Below are 13166 nucleotides of genomic sequence, written 5' to 3' on the forward strand. Positions count from 1 at the left end.
TTGCAACAACTCGAAGAGGGCGTTGGGTTGGTAGGTAAAAATGAGGTGGAAGAGGGTGTCGGTACGCATTGTTTTAGGGCTATAAAGCCAACATACACGATACAAAAATCGCAAAAAATAGGTGTGGATAAATTTTTAGGGGGAAAATAAACCCGAATGATTACAGTTGCACGCGATGAGCAGGTGTCATGTAAGCAAGGCCAATTGCATGAACGATATGGGCTGTCAGATGGGCTGTTTTCGGATGGAAGTGCTTTCATGCTACCCCTCACCGATCCTTATTACAACGGTAATATAGAGGTAACAGAAAAGGAACTTTCATAACAGGGTGATAACATGCCTGAGCACCTAAAGGGGATATTTTCACCTGTCTTTATGTTTCTCACCTAAACAACCTGTTATGCAATTTCGCAAACTGCTTTTTATTATTACCATTGTATGTGTTTCTCTGGGGCTTCAATCTGCGCTTGCTCAGCAAGGCACACTGTCAGGAACGGTAACTGATGCAGCGCTCGGTGAAACCATGATTGGGGTTACTGTTCAGATTCCGGGCAAATCAATCGGTGCTGTAACCGATCTTGATGGGAAGTACACCCTGCGTTTGGCTCCTGGCGACTATGAGGTTCAATTTTCATATATCGGCTATGTGTCGGTGCTGAAGAAAATCAGTATTGGGCCCAATCAACTTGTTAAATTGGATATTGCCATGAAGGAAGAGGCATCCACTTCTGGTACCGAGGTGGTGATCGAGGCAACTGCTATTGGTGATTCTGAAGGAGCGATGTTACGCCTGCGTCAAAAAGCTACGGCGGTGAGTGATGCGATCTCGGCAGAAGCGATCTCAAAATCCGGATCGTCCTCTGCCGCCGATGCCATGACGAAGGTGACCGGCGCCTCAGTAGTGGGGGGAAAGTATGTGTTTGTACGCGGTTTGGGCGAGCGCTATTCGAGTACCCACCTAAACGGCGTAGAATTACCAAGTGCCGACCCTGATAAAAAAGCCTTCAATTTTGACCTCTTCCAGTCTGACATGCTGGACAATATCACCACGTTAAAAACCTTTACGCCTGATAAGCCTGGTAACTTCTCGGGTGGTTTGGTGGATATTGGAACCCGGAAGTTCCCGGAAAAGCGCATGTTATCGTTCGGTATTTCGAGTGGCATCAACACTATTACCAATTTTAATGATGGTTTTTTGCGTTACGAAGGTGGTAAAACCGACTGGCTGGGTAGAGATGATGGCACGCGGGCGATTCCGTCCTTTCTCTCGGATCCCAACTTCGAGGTTCCCAGTGCCATCGAAGCACGCCGAGATGCGGCCAAAGCCCAGGTTTTAGACGAAGCCTCCAAATCCCTCACCAACATCATGTCTCCGAAGGCTGGCGCGGCCCCATTGAAAGGCGGTTTTAATATGGCACTGGGGAACCAAGTCAAAATTGCCAAACGCCCCCTCGGTTATTTGGCTAGTCTTAGCTATGATTATAATGTTTCTCGCCGAAACGGTAAATCGGAACGGTATGTGAATCCAACCGTTGGTGCAACCGAACTGTATTCGACCCTTGGTTTTTATACCGATGAGAAAAGCACCGAAGAAGCTTCGTTGGGCGGCTTATTAAACCTTTCTTATACCCTTAACCCTGCGCACCAGATTTCGGTGAATGGACTTTATTCGCGAAGTGGCGAATCGGTATCCCGCTATCAAGAAGGTTTTTGGTATCATTCTTTTGGAAATGATGATTCCAAAGTTATGCTAAATAATGTATTGGGCTATACAGAACGGGAATTGCGTTCCCTTCAGGTGAAAGGAAAGCATGTCTTAACTCGGGTGTCTGGGGCTACCTTAGAATGGTCTTTTGCCAATGCGCTCACCAAACAAGATGAGCCGGATTTACGCTTTTTTGTTTCTTTGAAAAGCACCGATGAAGAAGGCCGAACAACCTATTCGACGAACTTGGCCAATGTGTTGTTTCCGTCGCATTATTGGCGGGCACTCTCTGAAGGCAGCAATACGGGTGTCATAGACTTTTCATTGCCATTTAAGCAATGGGGTGGGCTAAAAGCCAATCTCAAAATAGGTGGTTTGTTTACTGCATCCGAGCGCGACTTTACAGAAAGAACGTTTTTGATCCGCCCGTCCAATACCCTTGCTTACGACAATAATCCGGAAGCCTATTTTGGTGCTGCCAATGCAGGGATTATTTCTCAGCGCACCCTATCCAATGGAACAACCGAATACAACTTTGGCAATGTGGTGGAATTGCCTCGTAAAGAAGCCGTTCTCCGGAATAATTATCAGGGAGATCAGACCGTATCTGCGGGATACCTGATGACAGAATTACCTTTGACCGATAAATTTCGTTTCATTGGCGGTGTCCGTTATGAAACCACCGATATGACGGTGAAAAGTGCGGATCCGGCCCTCGAAGATGCCCAACTTACGAACAAAGACTGGTTGCCTTCGGCGAATTTGGTTTATCAGATTGGGGACAAAACCAATGTCCGGGCAGCACTTACCCGAACCATTGCGCGTCCCGTCTTTCGGGAACTCTCTCGGTTTTCTAGTGCAGACTTCCTCCTTGGGGGCTTTCTGGCCGGAAATCCACACCTGAAGCGAACCCTGATTACGAATTATGACCTTCGGGTAGAAAACTTCCTACGCCCTGGTGAAATCTTGGCGGTGAGTGTTTTTTATAAAGACCTGCAAAATCCGATTGAGCGCTCTATCTATGAAGCAGGTGCCACGGAATCTATGCAATTTGTAAACGTGGACAAAGCGATCATCCTCGGTGCAGAATTTGAAGCCCGTAAAAGATTAGATGCATTGGGAGCAACTTTTGAGAACCTTTCTGTTGGTGCGAATGTCTCCCTCGTAAAGTCCACCATTACGCTTCCGGAAGCCGAGTATCTTGAACGGAAGGCACTTGATCCAAATGCCAGTAAAATTAGACCTTTGCAAGGCCAATCACCCTTTATTGTCAATACCGATCTTGCTTATTCCACCAGGAAAACAACGGCAAGTCTGTATTTTAATGTGTTTGGGGATCGCCTCACGGCTGTTTCTTTTGGGAATACGCCTGATGTTTACGAGCGTCCTTCGCCGAAACTGGACCTGATCATTTCGCACACGGTGCGTAGCCTTAAACTTAAACTCTCTGCTAAAAACTTGTTAGACAGTCCATACAAAGAAACTTATCGTTTCCTGAGCAAAGATTATACTTATTATGAGTATAATACAGGGCGTTCTTTGTCGTTGAGCGTCGGGTATAACTTCTAAATCATTGGCCGGATGGATAAAATCCATCCGGTTTTTTTCCACTTTAACATTACTGTACTCGTGTCTTTTCAGGCAGCGATAGCGGTGCTTTTTGTCTGACTATTCAATTATTCTCACCAAAACACATAGTATATGAAACGTCTGTTGCAATTTTTATTGTTAGGCTCCCTGCTTGCTCCGATGAGTAGTTGGGCACAAACCAAAGTAGTGGTAAAAGATGACATTACCACCAATACCACTTGGACCGCTGCAAATGAATATCATTTGGATGGATTGGTCTTCGTAAACAGTGGGGCAACACTCACCATTCAGCCCGGAACGGTGATTAAAGGGATTAAAAATCCCACGACTGGGGAATTTGCGACAGCCTTGATTATTCGTCGTGGGGCGAAAATCATGGCAGAAGGAACCGAAGCCAATCCCATTATTTTTACTTCTGAATTGGACAACGTTCGGGACGCTACAGACCTCCGGCCAACCGATGGTGGTCTCTGGGGCGGCGTGGTAATCCTCGGAAAAGCCACCACCTCGAATCCGGTTAATGATAAGCAGGTAGAAGGCATTCCCGCAGACTTGGATGCGAAGTACGGTGGTTCGGATGATAACGATAACAGCGGCGTTTTAACGTATGTCTCCATTCGTCATGGCGGTGCGGTTCTAAATACTTCGGGTAACGAAATCAACGGTCTTACACTTGGGGCTGTTGGACGTGGCACCAAAATCGAATTTGTAGAGGTCTTTTCCAATACGGATGACTGTTTTGAGATGTTTGGTGGTACGGTAGATATGCGGTATATGGTTGGGTCTTTTTGTGAAGACGATACGTTCGACTGGGACGAGGGCTACCGTGGCCGTGGTCAATTTTGGTTTTCGCTGAACCGTCCAGATATTGCGGGTCGTGGAGGGGAGCATGATGGCGGTCCTTCGGGTAATTTTACAGGTCAACCGTATTCGATACCTGTGATTTCGAATGCCACGTTTATTGGTTCTGGCTTAGGAACGGTACCTGGAAATGATAAAAATGACTTTGCCCTTAAATTCCGAGACTTTTCTGGCGGTAAATATTTGAATACCGTGTTTACCGATTTCCCTTCTAATGGAGTCAGTATTGAAGAAGTAACCTCCAAAGGGGGTGACTCAAAAAAACAACTTGAGGATGGCAATTTGTTGCTGAAAAATAACCTATGGTGGAACATTGGTCATGCGAATACGACGTTGGCAAACGTCACAAAAAATACGGCCTTTATCGAGGCGCACCTAACGGCGAACCAAAATGCGATTACCAATCCGGGCTTGGCGGGTATTAGTTGGGAACAGCGCAACCTGCTGGATCCACGCCCGGTGGATAAGAATGCAGCCGTAATGACCACGCCCTGGGCCTCGACCGGGGATGCATGGCATACCGATCCGAAGCACTTGGGCGCATTTGGAAATAACCTTTGGATTAAAGGATGGACGGCACTTTGGACGCAAAATATTGCAGGAGAACGTTCAAAACTTCAGAAAGAAGTCATTATCATAAAAGATGACTTGGCCAGTAGTACCTCGTGGTCTGCCAATTTTGAATACCTGCTCGATGGATTGGTCTTTGTAAACAACGGTGCAACCCTCTTTATTGAACCCGGTACCGTGATTAAGGGCCGGAAAAACCCTACAACTGGTGAGTTTACTTCTGCATTAATCATCCGTCGTGGGGCCAAAATTCAGGCAGAAGGCCGTGTAGATGCACCGATCATTTTTACATCGGAGTTGGATGATGTGAATGATGTAACAGATTTACTTCCGACGGATGGTGGTCTCTGGGGCGGCGTGGTAATCCTCGGAAAAGCCACCACCTCGAATCCGGTTAATGATAAGCAGGTAGAAGGCATTCCCGCAGACTTGGATGCGAAGTACGGTGGCTCGGATGATGAAGACAATAGTGGCGTACTCAAGTATGTCTCCATTCGTCATGGCGGTGCGGTTCTAAATACCTCTGGGAACGAAATCAACGGTCTTACACTTGGGGCTGTTGGACGTGGCACCAAAATTGAATATGTAGAAGTATATTCAAATACAGATGATTGCTTCGAGATGTTCGGCGGTACGGTCAATATGCGTTATATTTCTGGCGCTTTCTGTGAAGACGATACGTTCGACTGGGACGAGGGATATCGGGGGCGAGGGCAGTATTGGTTCTCACTAAATCGTTCAGATATTGCAGGCCGTGGAGGGGAGCATGATGGTGGTCCTTCAGGGAATTTTACAGGTCAGCCGTTTTCTACACCCATGATTTCCAATGCCACGTTTATTGGGTCTGGCTTGGGAAGCAATCCGGGTAACGATAAAAATGACTTTGCCCTTAAATTCCGCGATTTCTCTGGTGGTAAATACCTGAATACCATTTTTACAGACTTTCCAACCAATGGGGTGAGTATCGAAGAAGTAGCGTCTAAGGGCGGCGACTCAAAAAAACAACTTGAGGATGGCAATTTGTTGCTGAAAAATAACATCTGGTGGAATATTGGGAGCACCAATACCACTTTGGCGGCCATTTCTAAAAGTACGGCTTTCATTGAGGCGCACCTTACCGCCAATGCCAATAGCATCATAGATCCTATGTTGGGTGGAGTCAGCCGTGCCGCTGATGGGAAATTGGATCCCCGTCCGAAAACGGCCAATAGCCCCATTCTCACCACCAAATGGAGCGATCCAGGTGAATCATTCTTCGATAAGCAAGATTTTATTGGTGCTTTTAGGGGAAAAAACTGGCTCAATGGATGGTCTGCTCTTTCTACCATCGGTCACCTTGGCAACTTAACCAGCGTTGCCACAGAAGCCAATGAAGTCCCTGAAACGATGCTACTCGAGCAAAACTACCCAAACCCCTTCAATCCTGCAACCACCATTCGCTTCAGCCTTACGGCCAACCAGAGCGTTCATTTGGCTGTATATGATCTAACCGGAAAGCAAGTGGCACAATTGGCAAATGGCCCCTTTAATGCCGGAAATCATCAAGTTACGTTTGATGCGACAGGATTGGCATCGGGCATGTACCTCTATCGTCTCGAAACGGGTGGAAAAGTGTTTACGCGCAAGATGGCATTGCTGAAATAAGACGCTGTTCACCAAAGAGTATCACATAAAGACAAGGCCGGGATCGGTGAAGGTGTTCGCACCTAACTGGTTCCGGTCTTTTATGGTCTCTAAGGCCGTGTTTCGTGAAATCTACCGATAGATTCTTGGGCACGTTTTTTGATTACATTGGAGTGCTAAAAAACATTATTGCTCATTCAAAACCAGTCCCATGCCACCCATTGTTGCTTTAGAATCTACGGTCATCAGTCATGGCTTGCCCTATCCACAAAACATACAACTGGCTCAACGCTTAGAGGCGATTATCCGAGAGGAAGGAGTACGGCCTGCCACCATTGGTATAATTGGAGGCCGAATCATTGCTGGATTGAACGAGGCGCACATTCGGCTTTTGGCGACAGCACAAGACATTCGCAAAGTGAGCCGCCGCGACTTGCCCATTGTGGTGGCCCGAAAACTACATGGTGCTACTACGGTTGCGGCCACCATGTGGGCAGCCCATCGAGCCGGGATACAAGTGTTTGCAACTGGCGGGATTGGCGGCGTCCATCGTGGGTTGGGGGACCTTGGAACCGGAAGTTTTGATGTAAGTGCAGATTTGCAGGAGTTAGCCCAAACGCCCGTTACGGTGGTGTGTGCGGGTGCAAAAGCGATATTGGACTTACCCGCGACGTTGGAATACCTCGAAACGTTTGGTGTTACCGTTATTGGTTATCAAACAAATGAATTTCCAGCATTTTATAGCCGAGAGAGTGGCCTAACAGTGGATGTGCGTTGCGATACGCCCGAAGAAGTGGCAGCGATCATAAGGGCCAAGCGGCAACTAAATTTGCCGGGAGGTATATTGGTGGCGGTGCCTATTCCCGAAGAAGCCGCTATTCCGAAGGGCGAAATTGAGCCTATCATCGCTTTGGCCATTGAGGAAGCCGAGTTCCATAAACTACGTTCGGCGGCTGTAACCCCCTTTCTCCTCAAAAAAATAGCCGAAATGACGGGTAAACGTAGCGTAGAAGCAAATTTGGTACTCCTCGAAAATAATGCACGAGTGGCAGCCCAAATTGCACGTGTTCTCGGTTAAGTTGTCTGCACAAGCGAGGTCTATTCAGGTTCTTGATCAAGAATGGGGATCTCGGTATCTTTTTCAACCCATCCGTAGAGGGTAGGTAGCACAAAAAGGGTGAGCATGGTCGCCGTGATCAAACCACCAATTACGACCGTCGCCAAAGGTCGTTGTACTTCCGATCCTGGGCCCGCATTAAAAGCCATTGGAATGAAGCCCAGTCCAGCCACCAAGGCAGTCATAAGTACAGGTCGAAGACGGTCTGAAGCCCCTTGTCGAATGGCAAATTGAACGTCCATTCCCTTTTGCCGCAAATGGTTTAAGTGGGAAATCAGTACAATCCCATTGAGTACCGCCACCCCAAAAAGCGCCACAAAGCCAATACTGGCCGAGACCGAGAGGTATAATCCACGAATTCCGAGCAGGAAAATGCCACCAGAAAAGGCCAATGGGAGGTTTAGGAAAATGAGCCACGCATACCGAGCTTGTCCAAACATGATGTAGAGCAAGCCAAAAATGATCAATAAAGCCAATGGAACCACAATCATCAGGTGCTGCGTGGCACGTTGTTGGTCTTCAAAAGACCCCGCATATTGGAGAAAGACCCCTGGAGGCATTTTTACCTCACGGGCAATGGCGTCTTCGAGTTTAGCAACATAGGTTCCGATGTCCGTATTACGCAGGTTGATACCCAAAATCACCCTCCGCCAGCCGTTCTCGCGGGCAATCTCTCTTGCGCCTTCTTGTGGTGCAATGTGGGCCACTTGCGAAAGCGGAATAGAACCACCATTGGGTAATGGAACAGGTGCTTGCAAAATGTCTGCAAAATGTTTGCGCGCCGTTTCCGGAAAACGTAGGCTGATCTCAAAACGGCGTTGGCCTTCAAAAACTTCACTAACGGATTTACCACCGATTCCAGCCTCTATAACCGTTTGCACGTCTGCCACATTGAGGCCATAAGCTGCAATGGCTTCGCGGTCTATCTGGATGTTCAGATAGGGTTGTCCGACGGTACGTTCCAAGAAAAAATTGTCCGTTCCTGCAATTTGTGGGAGAATACGGGCAATTTGTGTCCCAGCCTTGTTTAGTTCGGTCAGATTTTCCCCCTGAATTTTCACGGCTAAATCCGATTTTACACCGCTGGTCAGTTCGTCCACCCGCATGGCAATGGGTTGGGTAAAATTATAGGCCAAGCCCGCCTCTCTGTCTAACAAAGGACGCATTTGGTCTTGAATATCGGTTTTACTAACCCCTTTTCGCCATTCATCCATAGGCTTTAATACCACCCACACATCGGTTTGGTGAACCCCCATCCAGTCATTCGCCAAGTCCGACCGACCCGTTTTGGGAACGATTGTTTGGATTTCCGGAATGCTCTGTTTGGCTTTTGCCGCAAAATCATTTGCCCGTTTCACCGATTCATCGAGGGTAATACTTGGAAGCCGTACTTGTTCCACCAGTATAGACCCTTCGTCTAATTCTGGCAGAAATTCCGTTCCTAAGAAAGGCATCCAAATGAGCGCCAGAATAAAGACGGTAAAAGCCACTCCGAGGGTTGTTTTTCGGTTGCGCAAGGCTTTTTCCAAAATCTGGACATAGCGTGGTTGGAGCCAGTCCATTACACGGTTTTGCTGGATGCGAACCCCTTTCCGAAAAACGATGGTGGCAATGGCCGGAACAAAGACTAGGGCGAGCAACAAAGAACCAAAGACAGCCGTGGCCACGGTAATCGCCATAGGTCGGAACAAGATACCCTCGGTACCGCTAAAGGTGGCAATTGGCACATATACCATAATGATAATGAGCACACCGAAAAAAATGGGCCGAGAAACCTCGTGTGCGGCCTCGCGAAGGGTCGAAAATACCGATCGTCCTTCTTCTATGTGTTGCACCTTATGAACCATATGCTCGATCATCACCACCGAGCCATCCACCACCATCCCAAAGTCTATGGCCCCCAGGGACATAAGGTTCGCTGCCAAGCCAAATTCGTACATCCCGATAAAGGCGAAGAGCATGGATAGGGGGATTACGGATGCTACAATAATGGCCCCTCTTACCTCGCCCAAAAGCAAAAGTAAAACCACAATCACCAAAAAGCCGCCTTCTAATAAGTTCTTTTCTAAGGTCCAAGTGGTACGTTGAATAAGATCCGATTGGTCGTAGAATTTTTCGATTTGGACGCCTTCGGGCAATCCCTTTTGTATAACGGTAATTTTCTCTTCAATTTTTTGAATCACATCCATGCCATTGCCGCCTCGGAGCATCATCACAATGCCCGTCACCACTTCGCCGTGGCCGTCTTGTGTAACCGCACCTTGGCGAAGCTGCGTACCGAGCGTAACCGTTGCGAGATCGCGCAAAAAAATAGGCGTTCCGGCATCTTTTATGATAATATTTTCCAAATCTCCGATGGTGCGGATTTGCCCAAAACCCCGGATGATGTATTGTTCTTGATTGTGTTCCAAATAGTTGCCACCTGAAACCTGGTTATTTGCCTCGATGGCCATTGAAATATCTTCAAGGGTGAGTTGGTATGCCCTAATTTGTTCGGGGTTTACAGTAACTGCATATTGTTTGACATATCCGCCAAAAGCATTGATTTCGGTGACACCAGATACGGTTTTGAGCTGAGGTGCAATCATCCAATCTTGAATGGTGCGCAGTTCTGTGAGGGAATGACAATCGGTTCTCGGTTCTTTAATATCCGCCGGGCACGGATTTTTTGAGCGAATCACATATTGATAGATCTCGCCAAGTGCCGTAGAGATGGGCCCAAGCCTCGGTTGAGAAACCCCTTGTGGCAAGTTCCCCGCCACGTTTTGAAGTTGTTGACTCACCATCTGACGGGCAAAATAAATGTCGGTGTCTTCCTCAAATTCTACGGTAACTGCCGAAAGGCCAAATTGAGAAATGGAACGCACTTCTTTAACCTTCGGTAGGCCGTTCATTTGCGTCTCGATGGGAAAGCTGACCAATTGCTCCACATCATAAGGGGCATACCGACCAGCCGGCGTGATCACCAAGACCTGTACGGGGGTCACATCTGGCAAAGAATTAATCGGCAATTTAAGCAAAGACATCACCCCGCCAAAGGCTGCAAGCGCCACCAATGCAAGTGCAATGTATTTTTGCCGAAGGCTGAAGTCTATCAGTTTGTTTAGCATATGGGTATCGGGGGGAGTGCAAATAAAAAAGACCCTATTCCGCAAATTCGGCCAGTCTGCTTAACGATTTTAGGGTAAAGACTTGGGTGATGGCGATGGTTTCGTCGCCTTGAAGGCCCTCTGAAATTAAGGCAGCGTCTCCAAGCAATCGGAGGACTTTTACAGGCCGACGCTCGTACCGATTTTCGGCTTTCTGCACAAAAACATGGGCATCGTCCCCTTCGTACTCAATTGCCGATAGCGGAATTTGGGTGGCGAAATCATCAACGAGGGTGGAGAACTCCACTTGAACCAACTGGCCAGGCTTCGGGAAGCCGTTGAGCGTTTGGCTTTCCAATAATACGCGCACCGCATGACGCGCTTCGTCCATGGTGGCTTGTACCCCAACCACCGTCATACGTATCACTTCTGTCTGGCCTTGTAGCCGAACGGTGGCTTCGTCGTTCACCTGAATGCGTGGTGCTTGCTCTGGTGAAACAAAGGCTTCTACCATCACCTCCGTTGTTGGGATCAGGGTCATCATCTGTGCATAGGCTACAACCGATTGGCCTATTTGTACATCCTGGGTGTTTACCATGCCAGAAACAAGGGCATAGACTGGAAGCGTAGGCTGCTGAATCTTTCGAGAAGCCCATTGTTGCAAATACGACCGACCAATGCCGGTGGCCGTGAGTTTCGTTTCTGTAACCCGAATTTGCGTGGTGGCACGCATTTTTTCGGCCTCGGCCCGTTGTACTTCTGATTGAGGGACTAAGTTTTTTTCGTATAACGCTTGTAATCGTTCCCACTCCAGTTTTCGATAGTGAAGATCGGATTCCGCTTGTAGGTATTCCGCTGCCAAAGTTGCAAATTCAAGGCTTTCTAACTCGGCCACTACTTGGCCTTTTCGTACCATTTGGCCTTGATGTGCATACAAACGAATAATTCTGCCGGAAATAGGCGCACTCACGACGCCGGTTCCATGATGATTGGGGATGGCTTTGCCTTGCACCGAAATCGGAATTCCCAAACCGTTCTTAACAACGCGGATGCTCTGAATACCAAGTTGGCTGACTTGTTCGGGGGTAAGAACCAATTCATTAGGGGAAGAGGCAGCAGCCTTGGGGGGAGGCGTGGAAGCGGTAGAATCTGCAGATTGACAGCCTGTACCAAACATGCCAAGGGTAAAATACAGTAACAAAAAAAAGCGTTTCATGATTTCAAGCATTGGGTGCATAAGAGCAACGTTAGGGCATAGGGAGCAAGCCCGTTGCGAGTTCGGCCTCTGCATAGGCCAAAATAGCCTGTTGCATGAGTTCCATATGTTCAATTTTAACAAGATGTTGTCGTGTACGCTGAGCAAGATATTGAATCACATCTATGCGCTTCTCGCGATACATGGCTTCGGTTTGCGCCATACTCTCGGCAAGGGACGCCTCTACGACTTGGGCAAGTTGGAGGGTTTCTACCAGCAATCGGTATTGCGTACTCGCCGTTAGTACCTCGTTCCTAATTTTCTCTTTTTGGGCTTCATACAGAAAATTAATCCGTTCCAATTCATGGTCGAGGCGGTTGATTTCTGCGGTCCCATTGTTGTACCAACCTGCGTTTCGGATGGGCAAGGGCATTGCAGCCCGAAGACCCACAACGGGCGTAAAGCGATCTAAATAGGTGTTGTCTAAAGCAAAAAAAGCCCCAATTTGAAGGTTAGGTGTTTTGTTTTGATAAGATAAAAGACGTAAACCAGTCGTCAAATCCCGTTCTTTTGTTAATTGCTTTAGTTCGGCACGGGTTTGCCATGCTATTTCCACCAGTTGCGTATCATCCGGCAGTGCGGTTGGCATGGCAGGAACGACCAGTTTTAAATGAGGCCCCAACTCCATCTCGGCCACCAATGTCAACGCCCGACGGGCTTTTTCGGTTTGTATTTCAGCCTGTCTTACCGCAATATCGGCGCGATTTGCATCCAGGGCGGCCATCGTTACGTCAAATCCGGCTGCTTGTCCCATCCGAAACCGCTCCTTAAGTGCATCATGGAGTTGCTTGGCCTCGGCTGCCTTTATCCGAAGTAAGATTTGTTTCTCTTGTGCAAATGCGGCCTGCAAATAACTCCTTCGGACTTCCGCATACTGTTTTTGTATGATTCCCTGCGCCACTTGTTGGGCCATTGCCACTTTTGCTTCACCAATCGTCCTTCGTGAAGTCACCTGATTCCGTAATTCAAGGGTATGCATCCCACCAATGGTCAAGGAATACAGCCGACCACCCATCACCCGCATCATCGAGGCATCCATTTCCGGTAAATTCGGAAACCGTACCGATAGCCCCGTTTTTTCGGCCTCGGCACCAGAAACCTCAGCCCTTGCGGCTTTTATGATCGGGTGACTCCGTCTAACATAGGCCCAAACACTGTCTAAAGGAAGTGAAGTTGGTTGCGCATGAAGAATGGGCGGGAGGAAGAGGAAAAAGAAAGCAGGGAAAAAGCGTAAACGCTGCATGGCCAGTTAAGGTTTAGTCCTGCCGCAAAGTTACTTCTCAACTATATGCGCTTTAATTACAAAAAAATGAGAATGGAACACCATAAAAAAAGCCCCAAAAGGGGCTTTCTGCA

General features: G+C 47.9%; 7 protein-coding genes. 4 read left to right on the forward strand and 3 right to left on the reverse strand.

The annotated features are described in order from the left end of the window. The first annotated feature begins 156 nt into the window (after nucleotides 1–156). The 4 genes from JNN12_17460 (at nucleotide 157) to JNN12_17475 (ending at nucleotide 7427) form a co-directional block, all read left to right on the forward strand. Nucleotides 157–324 (forward strand): hypothetical protein, encoded by a 168-nt coding sequence (locus JNN12_17460; GenBank protein MBL7980128.1) that lies wholly within the window; start codon nucleotides 157–159, stop codon nucleotides 322–324. 76 nt (nucleotides 325–400) lie between these two features. Then, entirely contained in the window at nucleotides 401–3274 is a 2874-nt protein-coding gene (locus JNN12_17465) for a TonB-dependent receptor (GenBank protein ID MBL7980129.1), read from the forward strand. Between the two features lie 132 nt (nucleotides 3275–3406). Beyond that, entirely contained in the window at nucleotides 3407–6370 is a 2964-nt protein-coding gene (locus JNN12_17470; protein ID MBL7980130.1) for a T9SS type A sorting domain-containing protein, read from the forward strand. Between the two features lie 190 nt (nucleotides 6371–6560). Further along, nucleotides 6561–7427: a pseudouridine-5'-phosphate glycosidase gene (locus JNN12_17475; GenBank protein MBL7980131.1), complete on the forward strand. Its 867-nt coding sequence runs from the start codon at nucleotides 6561–6563 to the stop codon at nucleotides 7425–7427. Nucleotides 7428–7447: 20 nt separating this feature from the next. Here the strand turns inward: JNN12_17475 and JNN12_17480 are convergent, their stop codons facing one another. The 3 genes from JNN12_17480 to JNN12_17490 are packed head-to-tail and all read right to left on the reverse strand — an operon-like array spanning nucleotide 7448 to nucleotide 13053. Further along, entirely contained in the window at nucleotides 7448–10576 is a 3129-nt protein-coding gene (locus JNN12_17480) for an efflux RND transporter permease subunit (protein ID MBL7980132.1), read from the reverse strand. A 34-nt stretch (nucleotides 10577–10610) separates the two neighbouring features. Continuing rightward, nucleotides 10611–11771 carry an efflux RND transporter periplasmic adaptor subunit gene (locus JNN12_17485; protein MBL7980133.1) on the reverse strand — a complete coding sequence of 387 codons (1161 nt, stop codon included), beginning with the start codon at nucleotides 11769–11771 and terminating at the stop codon, nucleotides 10611–10613. 31 nt (nucleotides 11772–11802) lie between these two features. After that, nucleotides 11803–13053, reverse strand: coding sequence for a TolC family protein (locus tag JNN12_17490; protein ID MBL7980134.1), 1251 nt, complete (start codon nucleotides 13051–13053; stop codon nucleotides 11803–11805). Nucleotides 13054–13166 lie beyond the last annotated feature (113 nt).

The sequence above is a fragment of the Bacteroidetes Order II. bacterium genome (genome assembly GCA_016788705.1).
GTDB lineage: Bacteria > Bacteroidota > Rhodothermia > Rhodothermales > UBA2364 > UBA2364.

Coding starts and splice junctions, on each gene's coding strand:
- JNN12_17470 (MBL7980130.1), top strand. CDS start 3,407: ATGAAACGTCTGTTGCAATTTTTATTGTTAGGCTCCCTGCTTGCTCCG.
- JNN12_17465 (MBL7980129.1), top strand. CDS start 401: ATGCAATTTCGCAAACTGCTTTTTATTATTACCATTGTATGTGTTTCT.
- JNN12_17480 (MBL7980132.1), bottom strand. CDS start 10,576: ATGCTAAACAAACTGATAGACTTCAGCCTTCGGCAAAAATACATTGCA.
- JNN12_17475 (MBL7980131.1), top strand. CDS start 6,561: ATGCCACCCATTGTTGCTTTAGAATCTACGGTCATCAGTCATGGCTTG.
- JNN12_17460 (MBL7980128.1), top strand. CDS start 157: ATGATTACAGTTGCACGCGATGAGCAGGTGTCATGTAAGCAAGGCCAA.
- JNN12_17485 (MBL7980133.1), bottom strand. CDS start 11,771: ATGAAACGCTTTTTTTTGTTACTGTATTTTACCCTTGGCATGTTTGGT.
- JNN12_17490 (MBL7980134.1), bottom strand. CDS start 13,053: ATGCAGCGTTTACGCTTTTTCCCTGCTTTCTTTTTCCTCTTCCTCCCG.